Consider the following 21,160-nt stretch of genomic DNA (forward strand, 5'->3'; position numbering starts at 1 on the left):
ATGACAGCAGCGCAACGGTTCCTTTGCTAGCCAATACAAGCTATATTGCTTACAAACGTTAAACCCTAGCTGTGACAACCACATACCATGTTAACCGAACTGAATACGGTGAATTTTTCACCCTCTTGCGAACGTAATAAGCAGGTGATCCTCGAGCAACTCTCGCCGTTACTTGCCGAGCATAGCAACATCCTTGAAATTGGCAGTTTATCTGGGCAACACGCCGGCCATTTTGCGCCAGCATTAAGCCACCTTACCTGGCAATGCAGTGATATTGCCTTACATATTGCCGGCTTAAGCCACAATCTAAAACAATTAGATTTAGCCAATCTGCCGGCACCACTCAGCGTTGATTTAGCGCAATCAAACAGCTGGCCAGAGCAACATTATGATGCCATGTACAGCGCCAATACCTTACACATTGTTGCTTGGTCCTTGGTTGAAAAGCTGTTTCAATTGGCTGATGCCAGCTTGCGTAAACAACAGAGCAGCTTGCTTATTTATGGTCCATTTAAATACGGCGGCGAGTATACCAGTGCATCGAATGCTGACTTTCAATTGTGGTTAAAAGACCGCGACCCGTTAAGTGGTATCCGTGATTTTGAAGCGGTGAATGAGCTGGCACAACGCTATGGCTTTACCCTTGAACAGGACATTACAATGCCGGCGAATAATCAATTACTGGTTTGGAGACGCTAATGATTGCCAAGACCCCAACACCGCCATACTATGCGGTTATTTTTACCAGCACCTTACAGTCTGACGATCCCGAATATGGCCGTACCGCCGAGCGAATGTTAGAGCTGGCCGAGCAACATGCCGGTTTTCTGGGTGAAGAGTCGGCGCGAGAGCAGCTGGGTATCACCGTATCCTATTGGCAAGATCTTGAGTCTATCAAGCAGTGGAAACAACAAAGCGAGCACGTGATCGCCCAACAAATGGGGCGCAAACATTGGTATAAGACCTACGCCACCCGCATCTGCTTAGTTGAGCGAGATTACTTCTTTGCCGACGACAGCGCGTAAAAAATCACGCCAAGCAATACCCAACCCAACACCATAACCCATTCATAGGGCCAGAGTAATGAACCTGGTCCCCACGGCATGTAAACATAGGCCAAACATAAGCTCAAAATAAACGCACTGCGACCTACCAACACCCCATGTTTGACGCGAAATGGCCGTGGCATGTCTGGCTCGGTTTTGCGTAATTGCAAAAACGCCAATGCCACCATGCCATAACCAATTACCACGGCAAAACTGCCCGAGTTAATCAGCCAGATCAAAATGGTTTTGCCAAAAAATGGTGCGATGCAAGACAACACACCAATAAATAAAATCGCCACATACGGGGTGCGATGTTTGTGATGTACTCGAGCAAATACCGCAGGTAGCATGCCTGCTTTTGCCATCGCATAAATGGCGCGACTGCCGCCAAGAATAAACGCATTCCAACTGGTAATGATGCCGGCAATACCGGCAACCACCATCAAGTTACCCGCCCATTGCCCCTGCCATACTTCGGCTGTCGCATCGGCGGTTGCCATAATGCTGTTGTCTATTTGTTGGTTATCAAGGGATAACGCCACGCCAAGGGATATCAAGCAATACCACAACACCGCAGCGGCAACCGAAATTACCAATAACTTGCCAATCAGTTTTGGCTTGAGATTAATCTCTTCAGCAGATTGCGGAATAACGTCAAAGCCTATCATCAGCGCAGGCACCATCGTCAGTACCGCAAAAAAGCCGATGTGGCCATCAACAAACAAGGGCTGGGCATTGGCAAAGTCGAGATTGACACCAACTCCGGCCAAAAACATCACACCAACAATTAAAAAGCCCGAGGTGATAGTGGTTTGCACCACCGCCATAAACTTAACACCGAGGTAATTAATCAAGGTCATGATGATTGAAGCGACCACGCCAATAATGGCGTAACTGATGTACACGTCGGCATCGTATATGCGCCACAAATAGCCAAGTTTGATGTTAGGAAATAAATACTCCATTGCCGTGGGTAATGCCGCCGCTTCAAAGATAGGCACGGTAACGTAGGCCATGATAATGGCCCAGGTACAGATAAATGAGCCCGTGCGGCCAAAAGCCCGTTGGGTATAAACATGTTCGCCGCCGACTTTGGGCATCGCCGATACCAGTTCGGCGTAGGTCAAACTGATCAGTAAAATAGCGAAGCCGCCAACAACAAATGCCAGCAGTGTGCCCAAGGTTCCCGCCGAGCTTATCCACACACCGGTCATGATCACCCAGCTCCAGCCAATCATGGCACCAACCGCTAAAACCAGCACTTCTTTACGTGATAAGGTACGAATTAAACCGTGATCAGACATAAAATCGCTACTCTTGTTGTTTTTTTACCAGTATTACCTAACAAACCACACTTGTCATTTGTTTATATTTTAAGCACTTACAAAGCGCTTCACAAAGTTGGCGCAACAATTACATTTCGATAACAGCTTTATTTTTAAGCAACTATATAATGCTTAGCAGAATGATTTTTCATTCGTTTTCTCTCCCTGAGATATCCCTTTTTAGAGCCCTACTATCGTGTAGGGCTTTTTTTTTTGTAAAACATTCATTACCCTGTGTGCATACGCTATTAGGATATTTACCAGATGAAAACACTGATCACCGCTATCCTTGTTGCCAGCTTACCTTTAACCAGCCAAGCCAGTGACGATACCCAACCTAACCCTATGATTGATGCATTTGCCAAACAACACTCTGAGCTGATGCCCAAAGTTGCGGTGGCAGATATGTACTATGGTTGCCTATTAGAAAAAGGCGAACAGATGCCAAGCTTTACCAAGCTTATTAAAGAGACCGACAAAGAAACTCTGGCAAACGATTTAACCGCCTGCCTTGGTGACAATTCATTGGCATCTGATGCGGCGCTTAATTACGGCATCGCTGCTTGTTTTTACGACCAAATGGCGCAACTCGATGAGGCACAGCGCCAGCAAAATATGCAGCAAGTAAAAGCCGCGTTAGCAGATTTACCTCGCCAAGAGCGACAAAAAAGTTTCACCCAATGTGTTAATAATCAAACCTTAAAATACCTCAGCAACTAAAATTTAGCGGTTATTGCTTGAATCACTCTGACTCGGCTAGCGGGTCAGAGAATTTGCGCTATTCTTGGATACACACCCACCAATTTTGGGAGTACCCATGAAAGGTAGTCAAAAAGTAATTGATGCGTTTAATCGCCTACTCGCCAACGAACTCGCTGCCATCGACCAATATTTTATTCATTCTCGAATGTACGAAGACTGGGGCTTAAATAAGCTGTACCAACGTCTTGAACATGAGCGTGAAGAAGAAACCCAACACGCCGATTGGTTAATCAAACGCATGTTATTTCTTGAAGGTCAGCCTAACTTGGTAGACCGTCGTGCGTTGTTGATCGGCAGCAATGTCAAACAGATGATGCAAAACGATTTGACCTTAGAACTAGAGGTTGTTGACTGTGTGCGTGATGTTATCGCCCTATGTGAGACGGAGAACGACTATCAGTCGCGAGAAATTCTAGAGAAACTGCTCTACGATACCGAAGAAGATCATGTCTACTGGCTCGAGCAACAATTGGGGCTGATTGATAAAATCGGCATTGAGAATTACCTGCAATCACAAATGGGTGATGAGCCGCCGGTCGCATAGGAGCACTACATGAAAAGTAACAAAGAAGTGATTTTGCACCTTAACAATGTTCTCGCCAATGAGCTGATAGCCATCAACCAATATTTTCTGCATGCCCGTATGCACAAAAACTGGGGGTTTGAGCAGCTTAATAAAGCCGATTATAAACGCTCAATTAAGGTGATGAAGAATGCCGATGCGATTATGGAACGCGTCTTGTTTTTAGAAGGCTTGCCGAATCTACAACATTTAGGGCGCCTGCGTATTGGTGAACATTGTGAAGAAATGATCCAAGCCAATCTCGATTACGAGCTAGACGCTCGAGATACCTTAGTGCGTGCTATTGGTCATTGCGAGTCAGTCAATGATTATGTCAGTCGCGATATGCTTGAAGACATATTGGAGTCGGCAGAAGAGCACATTGATTGGTTAGAAGCGCAGCAATTTATGATTGAAAAATCAGGTATCAAAAATTACTTACAAGCGATGATGTAACAACGCAGCGGTTGGTTTGATAATAGGGACGTATAATCAGTAGGTAAAAATGCTAGGCGACTTTTACCGCAAGATCGTAATTGCAGTTATGCTCTTCCAACACTTGCTTGGCGAACTGTACGCACTTGCCACATTGACTGGCAACGTTTAATTGTTCGCGAATTTCCTTCATTGTATTGGCACCTTGTTCAACGGCATTGGCAAGGTCAGATTCGGTAATTTGATGGCAAATACAAACAAACATTGTTAACTCTTTACGGCGTATTTTTGTTGGCAATATATAACTTGCCGCCACTCTAATCTAAATACGAATGATTATCAACATCATTTTTGTTAACGGATTGTATAAATAAAAAACAATTCTCGATATCTAACGGTTTACTTCTCTTATAAATTCTCACATAACGTCTCTCACAACTTCTTTGACAACAGCAATTTATCGGCTATTACGACGACAACATAAACGTCGCAGTTGAAAGCCCGTAACAGCCCTTGTAACATTGCCTCATTCTGTGACTTACTTTGACCAATAAAAATGAATAAATCCCTGATCACCAATGGCCTAGCCCTTATCGTCACCGTTATCGGTTACGTTATAGCCAATGATCTTGTCTTTTATACCGGCCTATTTGCATTGTCCGGTGCCATCACCAATACCTTGGCGATTCACATGTTGTTTGAAAAAGTGCCGTTTTTATATGGCTCAGGTGTGATCCCCGACCGTTTTGAAGAGTTCAAAACCGGTATTCGCGACTTAATGATGACGCAATTTTTTACTGAGCAAAATATTGATCGTTTCTTGTCTGAAAAAGACGGCAGAGCCAGCGATTTCGATTTAACCAATATCATTAGCAAAGTTGATCTTGAGCCAGCCTTTGATTCACTGGTTAAGACCATTGAAGAATCGCCGTTTGCCAATATGCTCGCTATGTTTGGCGGCACCGACGCATTATTACCATTAAAACAGTCGTTTATTGAAAAGATGCAGGCATCGCTAGTTGAGATTTCCAGCAGCGATAAATTTCATGAAATGGTCAGAGCCGAACTTGAACAACCTAATGTTATCGATTCAGTGCGTGACAAGGTTGAGGCGATCATCAACAAACGCCTTGATGAGCTAACGCCACAAATCGTCAAACAAATCATCCAAGATATGATCCGCAAACACCTTGGCTGGTTGGTTGTTTGGGGTGGTGTTTTTGGTGCCCTTATCGGTCTAGTGAGTGCGCTACTTTTCTAAAAAAATCTGATACTTTTCAGCTTTTTGATGGCGTTTTTGCAATACCAAGCCACAAGACTTAAAAAAAAGCGCAAAAATAGCCAAGTTTTCGCGCTTTTTGTCTTAATTTTAAACGCTTTCTGATATATCCTTGGCCTTTAACAATTCTAGCTTGCGGCATGTTACGTCGTCAGGCATTTTAATTTCAGGAAATCACGACTATGTTCGGTAATTTATCAGCGTTACCTGCCGACCCTATTTTGGGCCTGCTGGCTAAGTACAGACTAGACGAAAACCCAAACAAAATTGACTTGGGTGTTGGTGTTTACAAAAATGAAGCAGGTCACACTGCGATTCTAGATTGTGTAAAGACTGCTGAAAAATTCCGTTTCGATAATGAAGACACCAAAGTCTACATCGGTCCAACAGGCTCAGCCTTGTTCAACGAGAAAATGACTGAGTTGGTGTTCGGCGAACACCGCGTGATCAGTGAAAATCGAGTTCGTACCGTTTCGACACCAGGTGGTACCGGTGCATTGCGTGTTGCTGCTGAGTTTATTCGCTCATGCAAGCCTGGCGCAACAATTTGGGTAAGTGACCCGACATGGGCTAACCACACAGGTTTATTCCAAGCATCAGGTTTGACTGTAAAAACCTACCCATACTACGATTTCGAAAACAAAAACCTGAAATTTGCTGAAATGAAAGCGGCCATTGCCAATGTGGCGAGCGACGACGTGGTATTGTTCCACGCCTGTTGTCACAACCCAAGCGGCATGGACCTTAACCAGCAGCAATGGCAAGAAATGGTTGAGCTAGCCAAAGAAAAAGGCTTTACGCCATTAATTGACATGGCTTACCAAGGTTTTGGTGACGGTCTTAACGAAGATGCGTATGGCGTACGCCTAATGGCTGACTCGGTTGATGAAATGATCTTAGCCAGCTCATGTTCGAAAAACTTCGGTTTATACCGTGAGCGCATTGGTGCGTGTTCAATCATTGGTAAAGACAGCACCGTAACCGATATCGCCAACTCGGTATTGCTTAGCGTGGTTCGTTGTATTTACTCTATGCCACCAGCGCACGGTGCAGCCATCGTTGAAACCATTCTTGATTCAGCAGAATTGACCACACAATGGCATCAAGAACTGGCAGAAATGCGTAACCGCATCAACGGTAACCGTCAGTTATTGGTCGACAAATTAAGCGAGCAAGGCGTGTCTCGTGACTTTAGCTTTATTACCGAACAAAAAGGTATGTTTTCATTCCTAGGTATTACCCCAGAGCAAGTACAACGCCTGCAAGATGAATTCAGCATTTACATGGTTGGTTCAAGCCGCATGAGTATTGCTGGTATCGCCAATTCAAATGTAGATTACTTAGCAAAAAGCATTGCTAAAGTATTGTAATTCAGCACATTAATTGAATTTATAAAGCTTCCTTCGGGAAGCTTTTTTTATGCCTGTAATAAAATCGGCAACAGCTGAAAGCCAGTAAGATGATAATTTGACCACCACCAAAATAACCGCTAAGTTAATTTTCCCGTTATTCATTTTTCTGCCAGTCAGTTTCGAGGTCATTTATGGGCAAAGGAAGTCATCACTCAAACGCCGATCCACGTAATCAGGATATCAAGATCAACATTAATGGTGAGTTATTTCACCGCGATGAAGCCAAAATATCGGTTTTCGATTCTGGCTTTATTCTCGGTGACGGCGTGTGGGAAGGGTTACGACTGCACCACGGTAAATTGCCATTTATCGACAAGCATATGCGCCGCCTATACGAAGGTGCCAAAGCACTGGATATGGATATCGGTATCAGCAAAGAAGAATTAATAGAGCGTATCATCACCACCTGTAACGCCAATGATATGCACGACCATGTACACATTCGCTTGATGGTAAGTCGCGGCGTTAAATCGACGCCGTATCAAGACCCTCGAGTAACCATCAGCTCGGCCACTATTGTTATTATTCCTGAATATAAAATGCCGGCGCCTGAAACCGCAGATAACGGTTTAAACCTGTATACCGTGTATGTGCGTCGTGGTTACCCTGATGTGCAAGACCAAAAGCTTAACAGTCATTCTAAATTAAATTGTATTTTTGGTTGTATTCAAGCCACCAAAGCCGGTGCCGATGAAGCCTTGATGCTAGACCCACATGGCTTTGTCTCGACCTGCAATTCGACCCACTTTTTTATCGTCCGTGATAATCAGGTGTGGACTTCAACCGGCGATTACTGTTTATCAGGCATCACCCGCAGCAACATCATCGACCTGTGTAAAGAAAATGGCATAGAGGTGTATGAGAAGAACTTCACCTTGTCGGAAGTCTACGGCGCTGAAGAAGCGTTTGTTACCGGCACCTTCGCCGGGGTGACGCCAGTGCAAAGCGTTGATGGTCGTGAAATAGGCGAGTTTGCCGAGCACGGTAAAGGCGCCATGGTGCAAAAACTGCAGCAACTGTATTTGCAACGTATCGCCAAAGAATGTCCACAGGAGTAAGTCGATGAGCAAACATATCGCGATGTGGTCAGGACCACGCAATATCTCGACGGCGATGATGCGTTCATTTGAAAATCGCAGCGATACCTGCGTCGTTGATGAACCGTTTTATGGTTATTATCTGGCGCAAACAGGCCTCGACCACCCAATGGCTGCTGAAGTCATGGCAGATCAGGCCAATGACTGGCAAACGGTCGCCAGCCAAATGGCGGCGGATTTCGACGAGCCGGTGTGCTATCAAAAAATGATGACCCATCACATGCTTGATGACGTCGACTTTCACTGGTGCAAAGACTTTACCCACTGTTTTTTAATTCGTGACCCACGGTATGTGATTAATTCTTACATTAAGAAAATGCCGACGGTAAACAATGACGATATTGGCATTATCAAACAGCATCAGTTGTATAAACAAATATCCGACATCAGTGGTCAGCAAATTCCGATTATCGACAGTAAAGATGTGCTACTTAACCCGCGTGGCATGTTAAAGGCGCTATGTCAGCAATTACAAATCGACTTTGAGGAAAACATGCTCAACTGGCCAAAAGGTCGTCGTGACAGTGATGGCGTCTGGGCCAGTCATTGGTATCACAATGTGGAGAACTCCACTGGCTTTGCTAAGTTCAGTGAACCCGATTTGCAGCTTAATGAGCAACATCTGTTACTGGCAGAAGAGAATATGCCCTATTATCATGACTTGTATAGCAAACGATTACAGCCGGTTGACGATTAACTAAACGCGATTAACTTAGCGCGCGGTATACGGCGGTGTTTACGGCGCTGATAGCGGCAATAGATATAGTCCATTTGTCGCTTTTGCGCTACAATGCCATGCTTAATAGCACATGCAATATTTTGAGGATTCAACGTGACGGTTTCTGGTAACCTGTTTATCCTGTCGGCACCAAGTGGCGCAGGTAAGTCCAGCCTAATCAAGGCACTTCTACAACAATCAAACGGCAGAAAGATGCAAGTCTCTGTCTCGCATACCACCCGTGCCCCTCGTCCAGGAGAGGAAAACGGTGTTCATTATCACTTTGTCAGCAAAGCAGAGTTTGAACAAAAAATTGCCGCCGGCGAATTTTATGAGTGGGCTGAAGTGTTTGGTAATTATTATGGCACCAGTGAAGCGGCGATTGATGCTCAATTAGCCCAAGGCATTGATGTGTTCCTTGATATTGACTGGCAAGGTGCACAGCAAGTGCGCATGAAAAAGCCAACAGTAACCACTATATTTATCTGCCCACCATCACGCCAAGAACTGGAATCACGCCTGCGCAGCCGTGGTCAAGACAGTGATGAGGTGATCGCTGATCGCATGGCGCAAGCACAATCAGAATGTTCGCATTATCAAGAGTTCGATTACATAATCGTTAATGACGATTTTGAGCAAGCGGTAACGGATTTACAAATCGTGATCAGCAACCAGCGCTTGAAACGATCGCAGCAAGCACAAAAGCATGCGGCTTTGTTTGACGCATTACTTGCGGAATAAACAACACATCCCATGCAAACAGGCTAGACTTATCGCTGAGTTGATCGATATTTTGATCAACAAAGATCTAGCATAAAGATTAAGCATTTAGTAAACTATGCTACTTATTGATTAAAATTAGCTTTGTGGAGTAAATGAATGGCTCGCGTTACTGTTGAAGATGCAGTTGATAAAGTTGGCAACCGTTTTGACTTGGTACTTATTGCATCACGTCGTGCACGTCAAATCGCAACTGGTGGTAAAGATGCATTAGTTGAAATTGAAAACGACAAACCAACTGTTTTGGCGCTTCGTGAAATTGAAGCTGACCTGATCAACAACGATATTATGGACAACGCTGATCGTCAAGAACAGGTTCAACAAGAATCTGCTGAACTTGCAGCCGTTGCCGCAATCGTTGGTAACCAAGTTTAAGAGAACATTCTCTTAACTCTGTTTTATAGGAAGCCAATGGCGTTTGTCATTGGCTTTCTTGCGATTTAAGGGTATCTTTAGAATATCCGTGCATTTCCAAGTATTTATCTTATCAAAACTGCGAATAAAAAGGCGTTGGAGCATTAAGTGTACCTTTTTGAACCGTTAAAAAAACTTGCAGAAACCTATTTAGCTGCCGACCAAATCGAACAGCTTAAACAGGCCTATATTGTTGCCCATGACGCTCATGATGGGCAAATGCGTTCCAGTGGTGACCCATATATCACCCACCCAGTTGCGGTTGCTCGCAACTTGGCCGAGATGCACCTCGATCATGAGACTTTAATGGCAGCCTTGCTGCATGACGTAATTGAAGATACCGATGTTACCGGTGACGAATTGGCTGAACAATTCGGCAACACCGTTGCAGAACTGGTTGAAGGCGTCAGTAAACTAGACAAAATTAAGTTTAGTAACAAGCAAGAGATGCAAGCGGAAAACTTCCGCAAAATGATCATGGCCATGGTGCAAGATATCCGGGTTATTTTGATCAAGCTGGCTGACCGTACTCATAACATGCGCACCTTAGGCGCCTTGCGTCCTGAAAAACGTCGTCGCATTGCGCGTGAAACCCTTGAAATTTACGCCCCAATCGCCAACCGTCTTGGTATTCATGGCATTAAAAATGAATTAGAAATTCTTGGTTTTGAAGGCTTATACCCAATGCGTCACCGCGCCCTTAAGGCAGCGGTCTCGCAAGCGCGTGGTAATCGTAAAGAAATCATCGAGAATATCCGCGAAGAAATCGAAGCGCGTTTGTCAGAGTCTGGCATTGAAGCACAAGTAGTTGGCCGTGAAAAACACTTGTATTCGATTTACCGCAAAATGCTCAATAAAGAGCTGATGTTCAACGAAGTTATGGACATTTACGCGTTCCGTATTATTGTCGATAACAAGTTTGACACCTGCTACCGCGCACTTGGTGCGGTTCATAACCTATTCAAACCCATTGAAACCCGCTTTAAAGACTATATCGCCATTCCTAAAAGTAATGGTTACCAGTCACTGCATACCTCATTGATTGGCCCACACGGTATCCCTGTTGAAATCCAAATCCGTACTCTGGATATGGATCACATGGCCGACCGAGGGGTTGCGGCGCATTGGGTATACAAACAAAAAGGCGACGAGAACGACGGTACTACCGCACAAGTTCGCGCCCGCAAGTGGATGCAAAGCCTGATGGAGTTGCAACAAAGCGCTGGTAGTAGTTTTGAATTTATCGAAAACGTAAAAACCGATATGTTCCCGGAAGAAATCTACGTGTTTACCCCAGACGGCAAAATCATTGAATTGCCAATGGGTGCAACCGCGGTCGATTTTGCTTATGCGGTACATACTGACGTTGGTAACAGTTGTGTTGGTGCCAAAGTGGAACGTAAACCGTATCCATTGCGCAAGCCGCTGAACTCGGGACAAACGGTAGAGATCATCACCTCAAGTGGTGCCCGTCCGAACGCAACCTGGTTGAACTTTGTGGTAACCGCTAAAGCGCGTATGCAAATTCGCAATTACCTGCGTTCGATGGAACAAAATGAATCATTAAATCTTGGCCGTCGATTACTCACCCACGCCCTAGCGGCAACCAAGCTCGAAGATATCAGCGAGCATGTGGTTCATGAAGTGGTCACCGAAGCAGGCTATAAAAACCTAGACGAGTTGATGATCAACATTGGTTTAGGTAACGTTTTAAGTATTGGTATTGCCCGTCGTTTAACCGGTGAATTTACCAGTGACAACAATGAACCGAGTTTCGGCAAAGCGAAAATGCCAATCAAAGGTTCAGAAGGCATGCTGGTTACCTATGGTAAATGCTGTCACCCAATCCCAGGCGATGACATTGTCGCCTACATGAGCTCAGGCAAAGGCTTGATGGTTCATCAGGATGGCTGTCGTAATATCAAAGGTCGCGAAAAAGAATTGGGTAAATTCTTCCCAGTAAAATGGGATGCAGATATCGATCACGAGTTTTTGGCATCACTGCGAGTTGAAATCATCAACCATCAAGGTGCGTTGTCAAAGTTAACCTCGATAATTACCAAGGCCGATTCGCATATTCGTACCTTAAATACCGAAGAAAAAGATTCGAACCTGTATCTGATTACCATGGAGATCACCTGTCGTGATCGAATCCATATCGCCAACATCATCCGTAAGATAAAAATCATGCAAGATGTGCAGCGCGTATTCAGACCAAGAAAGTAAAGAGATTACTATGAAGACAATTATCAGCACCGAAAACGCACCAAGTGCAATAGGTACGTACAGTCAGGCGGTAAAGGTTAATAACACCGTTTACTTGTCAGGACAAATCCCATTAGAACCACAATCTATGGCCGTGGTTGATGGCGGTTTTGAAGCGCAAACCCATCAAGTGTTTAAAAACTTGTCGGCGGTATGTACCGCGGCAGGTGGCGACCTAAATGACATGGTTAAGGTTAATATTTTCATGACCGACCTAAGCAACTTTGCCACCGTTAATGAGATCATGAGCCAGTACTTTGCACAACCGTACCCAGCTCGTGCAGCAATTGGTGTAAGCCAATTACCTAAAGGCGTTGATATTGAAATCGACGGTGTAATGGAACTTCCTAACCTAAACTAACGTTATGACTCCAGAAAGACACAAGCGCATACTCGATATGCTAAACAAACGTCAGGTCGATCTGACGGTTTGTATGGAAGGCATTCACAAGCCTCACAACCTTGCCGCGGTCGTTCGTACCTGCGATGCCGTCGGCTGTAACGATGTGCATGCGGTATGGAAGAACGAAACCATGCGCGTTGGCGGTGGTACCGCATTAGGCTCGCAAAACTGGGTTAACCTGCATAATTACAGCAGCACCAAAGAAGCCTTAACTCGATTGAAAGAGCAAGGCATGCAAATTTTGGTGACCAACCTATCGGACACTGCGGTCGATTATCGTGAGATTGATTACACCAAACCTACTGCGGTTATTCTTGGCCAAGAAAAATTTGGTGCGTCTGATGAAGCTCTAGCCATGGCAGACCAAGATATCATTATTCCTATGGTTGGTATGGTGCAATCATTGAACGTTAGTGTTGCTTGTGCCGTCACCTTGTACGAAGCACAACGCCAGCGCCAAGCCGCAGGTATGTACGATACCCCATCTGAGCTAAGCCAAGAGCAACGCAATCGCGTTTTATTTGAAGGTGGTCACCCAATTTTTGCGCAAGCATGTCAGCGCAAAGGTCTGCCTTACCCACAAATCGACGCCGACGGACAAATTGTTGCCAGCGACGAATGGTGGCACAAAATGCAAATGAACAAAGAATCCTGGCAAGACCTAGACGATTAATACCCGTTACGCTATTGATCGTTATTGCTATACCCTGTTTAATAGGACGTTCAATATCAAGTTGTAAAACATCAAGTGGCACAACCCAATGTGCCACTGTGATTTGTGACTAAACACCGCAGCTAAACCGGATTGGCGATAACAATAATCATGACTGACAATCGAGCCGTCGCAGCACGCGAGGGATTGCAAAATTTGGCAAATATCCCGGTAACGGTTCTTAAAGGCGTTGGTCCGAGCATTGCCACCAAGCTTGAAAAACTCGGCCTGTATACGGTTCAAGACTTACTGTTTCATCTGCCCATTCGTTACGAAGATCGCACCCGCATTTATCAAATCCGAGATTTGATGCCTGGCATTCACACCTCGGTTATCGGCGAGGTCGTCGACAGCAATATTCAGTTTGGCAAGCGCCGTATGTTATTGGTGCGTATCAACGATGGCAGTGGTGAGTTAACCCTGCGCTTCTTCCACTTTTCGGCAGCACAAAAGGCCAATTTAGTGCCCGGCAAGATGATCCGTTGTTTTGGTGAAATCCAGCGCGGTGGCCGTGGTTTCGAAATTATCCACCCCGAATACAAAAGCGCAGAACAAGACCAAGATACGCCGCAAGTTGAAGAAACACTGACACCGGTTTACTCGACCACCGACGGTTTACGACAAATCAGTATTCGCAATATCTGCGAACAAGCTTTAGTGCGTCTTGACCGTGGCAGTGTTGAAGAGTTATTACCAGAAGGTTTTTCTAATGAAGGCCTGACGCTGGCACAAGCAATTCAACTGATTCACAAGCCAACCCCTGATGTGTCTACTTTATTGTTAGAAGAAGGCCGTCATCCGGCGCAAATACGGCTTATTCGCGAAGAATTACTGGCTCATAACTTAAGCATGCTCAAGCTACGACAATCCAGTGACAAACTGCCCGCCAAAGCGATGCAAATAGACGAGTCGCTGCAAGCAAAGTTTCTCGATACCCTGCCGTTTTCACCTACCGGTGCGCAAAGTCGCGTAGTTGCCGATATCCGCAACGATTTGCAGCAAGACATACCAATGATGCGTCTCGTACAAGGTGATGTTGGCTCAGGTAAAACCTTGGTTGCGGCACTGGCGGCATTAACCGCTATTGGTCAGGGCTATCAGGTGTCATTGATGGCACCAACTGAAATATTGGCCGAGCAGCACGCGATTAACTTTAGTAAATGGTTTGAACCGCTTGGCATTCGCGTCGGATGGCTGGCCAGTAAAGCCAAAGTCAAAGAAAAACGACAAGCACTGGAAGATATTAAAAGCGGTGCTCTGCAAATGGTGGTCGGCACCCATGCCTTGTTTCAAGAACAAGTTGAATTTCACAATATGGCCTTGGCCATCATTGATGAGCAACACCGATTTGGCGTACAGCAACGCTTAGCCTTGCGCGAAAAAGGCATGTTTGATGGCTGCTATCCACATCAATTGATCATGACCGCAACACCGATTCCGAGAACATTGGCGATGACCGCCTATGCGGATCTAGATACTTCAATCATCGATGAATTACCGCCAGGCAGAACGCCTATACAAACCGTCGCCATACCGGACTTGCGTCGCGACCAGGTGATAGAACGGGTTAGACACAATTGTTTGCACGACAACCGCCAAGCCTATTGGGTATGTACCCTTATTGAAGAGTCGGAAGTACTTGAATGTCAGGCCGCCGAAGATACCGCGGAGCATTTACAACAGCAACTTGCTGAGCTTAAAGTTGGCTTAGTTCATGGCCGCATGAAAGCCGATGAAAAACAAGCTGTTATGGACGAATTCAAAGCAGGCAACATTCATCTATTGGTGGCCACAACCGTTATTGAAGTGGGTGTTGATGTGCCTAATGCCAGCTTAATGATCATTGAAAATCCAGAACGACTGGGTTTAGCACAACTGCATCAGCTGCGCGGTCGTGTCGGTCGTGGCAGTGTCGCTTCGCACTGTGTATTGATGTACAAGAACCCATTATCGAAAACCGCAACCAAACGACTTGGCGTATTGCGTGAGTCCAATGATGGTTTTTATATTGCGCAAAAAGATTTGGAAATCCGTGGTCCGGGGGAATTATTAGGAACCCGACAAACCGGCTTGGCCGAACTTAAAATTGCCGATCTGGTGCGTGATGGCGATCTTATTCCTGAGATTCAACAACAGGCCTACCTGCTATGGAAACAACACCCAGCTTTGGCACAAAAACTGATAGAACGCTGGCTGGCCAACAAGGAAAAGTACTCTAACGCCTAATAATTAGTGCCTTGTTATTGTTAAAACTATTTTCCCTACCCGCAATAATCCTTTACACTAAGCACATACCCTGGTTTAGGCAAAAGCAAGCATTTCCAATGAGTAACGACAATAAAGACACCACCCATTTTGGTTATAAAACCGTTAGCAAAGACGATAAAGAATCTATGGTTGCCGGAGTGTTTCATTCGGTCGCCAAGCAATATGACGTAATGAACGATTTAATGTCGTTTGGCGTGCACAGATTGTGGAAACGTTTTACTATCGATGCCAGTGGCGTGCGCCCAGGAAATCATATCCTTGATTTAGCTGGCGGTACCGGTGATCTAACCGCAAAATTTTCCAAATTGACCGGCCCAACAGGCAAGGTCATTTTAGCGGATATCAACTCATCCATGCTGCAAGTTGGTCGCGACAAATTACGTGACAGAGGCATCGTTGGCAACGTCGATTATGTACAAGCCAACGCCGAAGCATTGCCTTTTGAAGACAACAGCTTTGACATTGTTACCATCGCCTTTGGCCTGCGTAACGTCACCAACAAAGACAAGGCATTGGCCTCTATCTTTCGTGTTCTGAAGCCTGGCGGTCGTTTATTGGTATTGGAGTTTTCCAAACCTGAACACGAGTTGCTAAATAAAGCCTACGACTTTTATTCATTTAATATCTTGCCAAAAATGGGTGAGTTGGTTGCTAAAGATGGCGAAAGTTATCAATATCTGGCGGAATCGATTCGCATGCACCCTGACCAAGAAACCTTGAAGCAGATGATGGAAGATGTTGGTTTTGAACAAACCAGCTACCATAACCTGACGGGTGGCATCGTAGCCCTGCACAAAGGTTACAAGTTCTAATGAACGACACAGAGGCGACAGCGACGCTCGATCAACTGATGCCCAAACAAGCGGTGACGGCATTGTTAGAAACCCTTGCCAATCACTTATTGGCGTTGGATAACAACACGGCTGCAGCTCTGGACAAACTCGAAAATCGCTCGTTAACATTACTGATTAATGAAGTTGGCTTTCCGCTGACCTTTCACGTCAGTAATCAACACATCAGTGTCATCGCCAATAAGCTCAATGATGATTGTCTTATTGCCACCAATTTAGACACCTTGATCAAACTCAAAGATCTTGAATTACTGACCTCGCTGATAAAATCCGGCGAGCTCGACATCATTGGTGATGTTAAAGTCGCTCAACAATTTGCCGCGATTCAGGAAAATCTAGACATCGATTGGCAAACATTACTGGCCGAACGCATCGGTGATGTACCAACTCATCAATTAACTAAACTGCTTGATTGGTTGCAACGTAAGATCAATTTTGCCAAACAACAAATCAGCGAAGATGCCAGCGAATATTTTCTTCATGAGGCCCGATTAGTGGTCACCGAACCAGAAATATTAGATTTTAATCAACAAGTTGCAGAACTCGCTAAGCAGACTGATACTTTACAACAACAGCTCAATTCCATATTGGCCAAACTAACAAAATAATAGGGTAGAAATTCGGGTGCGCAGCAAACGCCTTTATAAAATCGTCAAAACCTTCCTGACCTATGGTTTGGATGAGCTAATTCCGCGTGAGCGACTACCATTCGCCGCCAAAGTGGCGCGCGCGTCATTGTTTTGGCTGCGTAATAAACACAAAGACAAGCCAGTTGAGCAGCGTTTTAGATTAGCGATTGAATCACTGGGGCCGGTGTTTATTAAGTTTGGCCAAATGCTGTCTACCCGCAGAGATTTGCTATCTGATGATTTGGCGAAAGAGCTGGCCTTGCTGCAAGATAAAGTGAATGCCTTTGACGGCGAGCAAGCCAAACGCATCATTGTTGATGCCATAGGCGAAGAAAAATTTCAGCAAACCTTCAGCGATTTTGACACACAACCACTCGCGTCAGCGTCAATAGCGCAAGTGCATGCGGCTTTGATGACTATCGATGGTGACGAAAAAAACGTGGTGATTAAGGTTATTCGCCCACGTATCGAAAAAGTTATTCATGCCGATATTCATGTCATGCAAACCTTCGCTGCATTGCTTAGCCGCTTTTATACCGAAGGCAAACGCCTGCGCCCGGTGGAAGTGGTCAATGAATACAAAAAAACCATCATTGATGAGCTTGATCTGCTGCGTGAAGCTGCCAATGCGATTCAATTAAAACGCAATTTTGAAGGCGACCCTATACTGCACGTACCGGAAGTCTATTCTGAATACTGCAGTAAAAACGTCATGGTGATGGAGCGCATTTACGGTGTTGGTGTCGGCGAAGTCGATAAACTTCATGAGCTCAATGTCAATATGCCATTATTGGCAGAACGTGGCGTTGAAGTGTTTTTCACGCAAGTATTCAGAGACAGCTTTTTCCACGCTGATATGCACCCAGGTAATGTCTTTGTTGATGTCACCAATGTCGACGACCCAACCTGGATAGCCATTGATTGCGGTATTGTCGGTACCTTGAATAAAGAAGATAAACGCTATTTGGCAGAAAACTTTGTCGCCTTTTTCAATCGTGATTATCACAAGGTGGCGCAATTGCACGTCGATTCTGGTTGGGTACCGCGAGACACCAGCATTGATGAATTTGAATTTGCTATTCGCACCGTTTGCGAACCGATTTTTGAAAAACCGTTAGCCGAAATATCCTTTGGCCAAGTGCTGGTTAACCTGTTTAATACCGCGCGTCGCTTTAATATGGAAGTGCAGCCACAGTTGGTGTTATTGCAAAAAACCTTACTTTATATCGAAGGTCTTGGTAGACAGCTATATCCACAATTGGATTTATGGAAAACCGCCAAGCCATTTTTGGAAGACTGGGTAAAAGAGCAAATGGGCCCGAAAGCCTTGTTCAACTCGATTAAAGAGAACCTACCATATTGGGCAGAGAAAATGCCTGAGCTACCGAATATGGTCTATCAGTACCTAGATTCTGGCCATAAGAATGCCGAGCAGCAACAGCTGTTGTTGGCGGAGATGCAACACCGTCAGCACAAGCAGTTTAAACGTTTGCGTCTGGCCATTATTGGTTGTTCACTGATGATCACCAGCGCGGTGTTGTATTCTTTTGAACACGGGGTGAGTGCGGCGGTATGTGCAGGATTGAGTACCTTTGTCTTGGCGTTGTCTATGCGCCGAATTCGCTAGTGCAGCTGCACTTAGCGTCGTTCTAACTAGTCAGGCTTTTTCTCAAAGTAACCTTCAATGCGAAAGGCAATACCCGGTGTTGCCTTATAGTCTTCTTCTTCTGGCCATTCCACAAACGGCTCTATCTCGAAAAATAACCAGCGTCGATAGGCGTTCATACGAAAGCGATAATTAAGTAAGTAATTATCGACTAAAAAGCCGCGGTCACCATTGTTTTCACCATTAATAACCACCCCCAAACTGGTGGCGCGATATCTGTCTATTTGATAAAGGTAATGATAGCCATTGCGCCAGCGATAGCCGTTAAATGACTCAGATGTGCGAATGCTGTAATTGGCGCGAAATTGCCGTTTTTCGGCGAAGTTATAATCATATTCGGTAAAAAATCGGCTACCAAAGCCGTCATCAATATAATAATAAATCGATGGTTGAATCTCTAATTGGTGCTTGGTGCCAAAGTCATACGTTATCTTAGCCCTCGATTTAACGAAAATATCACCACCGGATATACCGATTCGGGTATCGACGAATTCGCCAATGTTATCAACGTTGATCAACCGCAATGCGGCGGTAAAGGTATCTTCGTCTTTGTCGCGGTTTGCGACTCGACCACCACCTTGTTTATTGACATCACTGCCGTCATCGTCGTCATCGGACAATAACAAGTCCACTTTATCTTCAAGATGTGGCAGCTTAAGGCGCAAGCGAAACTTTTGCGTAAACACATCAAAGTTACGAGCTCGTGGCTCATAACCTAGGCGAATGCGTGCCAACGCCTTAGGGGAAATCTCTTCCGCTTCATCGGTCGCAAAGAATTTATCGAACCACTGAGCCGTACCAAAAACGGAATCGCTTATGGTATTGTGAAAGCCAAATAGCCAGTCTTGTTCTGGATCCGGATAAATTATCATCGTTTCAGCGTATTCTTGCTCGTCTGGTGTTAGCTCTTCAGTAGCAAACCCAGGACCTGAAATCAGCAAAAATCCAGCTAGGATCCAATTCCCCTTTATTCTCATTTACTTAGTTGGTCACAGACATCCTATATCTAAGTATAACCATGTTAACAAAATGACAAAAAATCAATAAGAATCATGCAAATAATTTGTAACTTATAGATTAAACGTTAGGCATTAAGGTTTGTAAATTGATATGATATGACGCAAACTTACAGTAGATATCAATATATTGGGAAAAGCGTATGGGTGGCATTAGTATCTGGCAACTGTTAATCATTTTTGCAATTATCATTTTGTTGTTCGGAACCAAAAAGTTACGCAACATAGGCAGTGACTTGGGTTCAGCCGTAAAAGGCTTTAAAAATTCGGTAAGTGATGACAACAAAGCCGAAACCGAAGATGACAAAGTAGAACAACTGAAAGAAGCGCCGAAAAGCGACGAAAACATTACGACTAAAGAAAAAGATCAGGCGTAATTTATGTTCGACATTGGTTTTTGGGAGCTGACTGTTATTGCTGTTATGGGGTTAATTGTGCTCGGCCCTGAGCGCATGCCGGTAGCGATACGCACGGTGAGAGGTTGGCTCCGCAATATCAAACAATTTAGTTCCAATGTGCAAACCGAGTTAAAAGAAGAGTTACGTATTCACGAGCTCCACGAAAATTTGCGCAAAGCCGAGCAACAAGGCATGGATAATTTACCCACTGATTTGCAACAATCAGTCGATCAATTAAAAAGCGCGGCTGAGCAAGCCAATAGGCCCTATGCCAAATCAAAGGATAGTGAGCCTAAAGCCACACCAGATTCCCCTACTGTTGAGACTGACTCGAACAGCGACAACGTAAACAAGTGATTTAACTGATGACAAACGCATCTTCCGGCTCTTCTCTTTTTGAACATTTACTTGAACTGAGATCTAGGCTTTTGGCCATGGTTGTCAGTGTCTTGTTGGTGTTTTTATGCTTGGCGTATTTTGCCCAAGACATATATCAATACCTTGCCGAACCGCTGCTTGCGGTAATGCCCGAAGGCAGCAATATGATTGCCACAGATGTCGCCTCACCGTTTTTCGCACCGTTTAAGCTCACCATGGTGGTGTCGATATTTGTTGCCATGCCCTACATCCTCTATCAAGTATGGAGCTTTATCGCACCGGGACTTTACGCCAATGAAAAGCGCTTAGTGGCGCCATTATTACTTGGTTCTAGCCTGTTGTTTTACGGTGGTGTGTCGTTTGCGTATTTTGTGGTATTTCCTTTAGCATTTTCGTTTTTCAGCAGCGTCGCTCCAGAAGGGGTTACCATCGCTACTGATATCTCCAGTTATCTCGATTTTGTTCTGAAACTATTTTTCGCCTTTGGCGCCGCGTTTGAAATACCAATCGCTATTATTCTGATGTGCTGGACTGGCTTTAGCAGTGTCGCTAGCTTAAGAGCGAAACGACCGTACGTTATTGTCGGTGTATTTGTGGTCGGTATGCTATTAACGCCGCCAGACATTATTTCGCAAACATTATTGGCATTACCCATGTGGTTACTGTTCGAACTTGGACTGGTTTTTGCCTCCTTTTATCGTCCCCGTGATGAGCAGGACGATACAGCTCAAATAGGTGAGTAAG

The 21,160-nt window shown here is 44.9% G+C and carries 24 protein-coding genes; 21 read left to right on the forward strand and 3 right to left on the reverse strand.

Going from position 1 to position 21,160, the window contains the following annotated elements; genetic code table 11:
- The first annotated feature begins 87 nt into the window (after window positions 1-87).
- Both E2K93_RS06890 and E2K93_RS06895 read left to right on the forward strand, forming a co-directional pair.
- Complete coding sequence (locus E2K93_RS06890) at window positions 88-699, forward strand: DUF938 domain-containing protein (RefSeq protein WP_135438387.1); 612 nt, start codon at window positions 88-90, stop codon at window positions 697-699.
- Entirely contained in the window at window positions 699-1,025 is a 327-nt protein-coding gene (locus E2K93_RS06895) for an antibiotic biosynthesis monooxygenase family protein (protein ID WP_135438388.1), read from the forward strand. Before E2K93_RS06890 ends, E2K93_RS06895 begins: the two co-directional genes overlap by 1 nt.
- On the opposite strand, the gene E2K93_RS06900 is transcribed toward E2K93_RS06895, so the two are convergent.
- Window positions 998-2,350, reverse strand: coding sequence for an APC family permease (locus E2K93_RS06900; RefSeq protein ID WP_135438389.1), 1,353 nt, complete (start codon window positions 2,348-2,350; stop codon window positions 998-1,000). The genes E2K93_RS06895 and E2K93_RS06900 overlap by 28 nt on opposite strands.
- Before the next feature lie 285 nt (window positions 2,351-2,635).
- Here E2K93_RS06900 and E2K93_RS06905 point away from each other — a divergent pair, with 285 nt between their 5' ends.
- The 3 genes from E2K93_RS06905 to bfr (E2K93_RS06915) all read left to right on the forward strand — a co-directional run bounded on the left by E2K93_RS06905 (window position 2,636) and on the right by bfr (E2K93_RS06915) (window position 4,151).
- On the forward strand, window positions 2,636-3,091 hold the full coding sequence (locus E2K93_RS06905; protein WP_135438390.1) for a hypothetical protein: 456 nt from the start codon (window positions 2,636-2,638) through the stop codon (window positions 3,089-3,091).
- Window positions 3,092-3,188: 97 nt separating this feature from the next.
- Window positions 3,189-3,677: a bacterioferritin gene (gene bfr / locus E2K93_RS06910; RefSeq protein WP_135438391.1), complete on the forward strand. Its 489-nt coding sequence runs from the start codon at window positions 3,189-3,191 to the stop codon at window positions 3,675-3,677.
- A gap of 9 nt (window positions 3,678-3,686) precedes the next feature.
- Window positions 3,687-4,151 (forward strand): bacterioferritin, encoded by a 465-nt coding sequence (bfr, locus tag E2K93_RS06915; RefSeq protein ID WP_135438392.1) that lies wholly within the window; start codon window positions 3,687-3,689, stop codon window positions 4,149-4,151.
- A gap of 52 nt (window positions 4,152-4,203) precedes the next feature.
- Here the strand turns inward: bfr (E2K93_RS06915) and E2K93_RS06920 are convergent, their stop codons facing one another.
- A complete protein-coding gene (locus tag E2K93_RS06920; protein ID WP_135438393.1) occupies window positions 4,204-4,395 on the reverse strand; it encodes a bacterioferritin-associated ferredoxin in 192 nt (63 codons plus the stop codon).
- Window positions 4,396-4,686: 291 nt separating this feature from the next.
- Here E2K93_RS06920 and E2K93_RS06925 point away from each other — a divergent pair, with 291 nt between their 5' ends.
- From E2K93_RS06925 to ubiB, 13 genes are all read left to right on the forward strand, one after another.
- Entirely contained in the window at window positions 4,687-5,391 is a 705-nt protein-coding gene (locus E2K93_RS06925; protein WP_135438394.1) for a DUF445 domain-containing protein, read from the forward strand.
- Window positions 5,392-5,591: 200 nt separating this feature from the next.
- Window positions 5,592-6,779 (forward strand): amino acid aminotransferase, encoded by a 1,188-nt coding sequence (locus E2K93_RS06930; RefSeq protein ID WP_135438395.1) that lies wholly within the window; start codon window positions 5,592-5,594, stop codon window positions 6,777-6,779.
- Between the two features lie 173 nt (window positions 6,780-6,952).
- Window positions 6,953-7,879 carry an aminotransferase class IV gene (locus E2K93_RS06935; RefSeq protein WP_135438396.1) on the forward strand — a complete coding sequence of 309 codons (927 nt, stop codon included), beginning with the start codon at window positions 6,953-6,955 and terminating at the stop codon, window positions 7,877-7,879.
- Between the two features lie 4 nt (window positions 7,880-7,883).
- Window positions 7,884-8,615, forward strand: a complete 732-nt coding sequence (locus E2K93_RS06940; RefSeq protein WP_135438397.1) for a hypothetical protein — start codon at window positions 7,884-7,886, stop codon at window positions 8,613-8,615.
- A 135-nt stretch (window positions 8,616-8,750) separates the two neighbouring features.
- Complete coding sequence (gene gmk, locus E2K93_RS06945) at window positions 8,751-9,377, forward strand: guanylate kinase (protein ID WP_135438398.1); 627 nt, start codon at window positions 8,751-8,753, stop codon at window positions 9,375-9,377.
- Window positions 9,378-9,515: 138 nt separating this feature from the next.
- A complete protein-coding gene (gene rpoZ / locus E2K93_RS06950) occupies window positions 9,516-9,791 on the forward strand; it encodes a DNA-directed RNA polymerase subunit omega (protein ID WP_135438399.1) in 276 nt (91 codons plus the stop codon).
- A gap of 147 nt (window positions 9,792-9,938) precedes the next feature.
- The gene (gene spoT / locus E2K93_RS06955) at window positions 9,939-12,056 is read left to right on the forward strand and encodes a bifunctional GTP diphosphokinase/guanosine-3',5'-bis pyrophosphate 3'-pyrophosphohydrolase (protein WP_135438400.1); all 2,118 of its coding nucleotides are present in this window, start codon (window positions 9,939-9,941) and stop codon (window positions 12,054-12,056) included.
- Window positions 12,057-12,066: 10 nt separating this feature from the next.
- Window positions 12,067-12,456, forward strand: coding sequence for a RidA family protein (locus E2K93_RS06960; protein WP_135438401.1), 390 nt, complete (start codon window positions 12,067-12,069; stop codon window positions 12,454-12,456).
- Between the two features lie 4 nt (window positions 12,457-12,460).
- Window positions 12,461-13,171: a tRNA (guanosine(18)-2'-O)-methyltransferase TrmH gene (gene trmH, locus E2K93_RS06965; RefSeq protein ID WP_135438402.1), complete on the forward strand. Its 711-nt coding sequence runs from the start codon at window positions 12,461-12,463 to the stop codon at window positions 13,169-13,171.
- A 186-nt stretch (window positions 13,172-13,357) separates the two neighbouring features.
- Window positions 13,358-15,436, forward strand: coding sequence for an ATP-dependent DNA helicase RecG (recG, locus tag E2K93_RS06970; protein WP_228445573.1), 2,079 nt, complete (start codon window positions 13,358-13,360; stop codon window positions 15,434-15,436).
- A gap of 98 nt (window positions 15,437-15,534) precedes the next feature.
- Window positions 15,535-16,290, forward strand: a complete 756-nt coding sequence (gene ubiE, locus E2K93_RS06975) for a bifunctional demethylmenaquinone methyltransferase/2-methoxy-6-polyprenyl-1,4-benzoquinol methylase UbiE (protein WP_135438404.1) — start codon at window positions 15,535-15,537, stop codon at window positions 16,288-16,290.
- Entirely contained in the window at window positions 16,290-16,937 is a 648-nt protein-coding gene (locus tag E2K93_RS06980) for a ubiquinone biosynthesis accessory factor UbiJ (protein WP_135438405.1), read from the forward strand. Before ubiE ends, E2K93_RS06980 begins: the two co-directional genes overlap by 1 nt.
- A 16-nt stretch (window positions 16,938-16,953) precedes the next feature.
- Window positions 16,954-18,585: a ubiquinone biosynthesis regulatory protein kinase UbiB gene (gene ubiB / locus E2K93_RS06985; RefSeq protein ID WP_135438406.1), complete on the forward strand. Its 1,632-nt coding sequence runs from the start codon at window positions 16,954-16,956 to the stop codon at window positions 18,583-18,585.
- A 26-nt stretch (window positions 18,586-18,611) separates the two neighbouring features.
- Here ubiB and E2K93_RS06990 read toward each other — a convergent pair whose 3' ends face one another.
- Window positions 18,612-19,601, reverse strand: a complete 990-nt coding sequence (locus tag E2K93_RS06990) for a hypothetical protein (protein ID WP_135438407.1) — start codon at window positions 19,599-19,601, stop codon at window positions 18,612-18,614.
- A 182-nt stretch (window positions 19,602-19,783) separates the two neighbouring features.
- On the opposite strand from E2K93_RS06990, the gene tatA reads away from it, so the two are divergent.
- Genes tatA through tatC form a run of 3 tightly spaced genes read left to right on the forward strand, consistent with a single transcriptional unit; the run spans window position 19,784 to window position 21,159 of the window.
- Window positions 19,784-20,017: a Sec-independent protein translocase subunit TatA gene (gene tatA, locus E2K93_RS06995; RefSeq protein ID WP_135438408.1), complete on the forward strand. Its 234-nt coding sequence runs from the start codon at window positions 19,784-19,786 to the stop codon at window positions 20,015-20,017.
- Window positions 20,018-20,020: 3 nt separating this feature from the next.
- A complete protein-coding gene (gene tatB, locus E2K93_RS07000) occupies window positions 20,021-20,395 on the forward strand; it encodes a Sec-independent protein translocase protein TatB (protein ID WP_135438409.1) in 375 nt (124 codons plus the stop codon).
- Window positions 20,396-20,403: 8 nt separating this feature from the next.
- Window positions 20,404-21,159 (forward strand): twin-arginine translocase subunit TatC, encoded by a 756-nt coding sequence (tatC, locus tag E2K93_RS07005; RefSeq protein ID WP_135438410.1) that lies wholly within the window; start codon window positions 20,404-20,406, stop codon window positions 21,157-21,159.
- Window position 21,160: the final 1 nt, after the last annotated feature.

Origin of the sequence: Thalassotalea sp. HSM 43, from assembly GCF_004752005.1 — a bacterium.
Taxonomy (GTDB): domain Bacteria; phylum Pseudomonadota; class Gammaproteobacteria; order Enterobacterales; family Alteromonadaceae; genus Thalassotalea_A.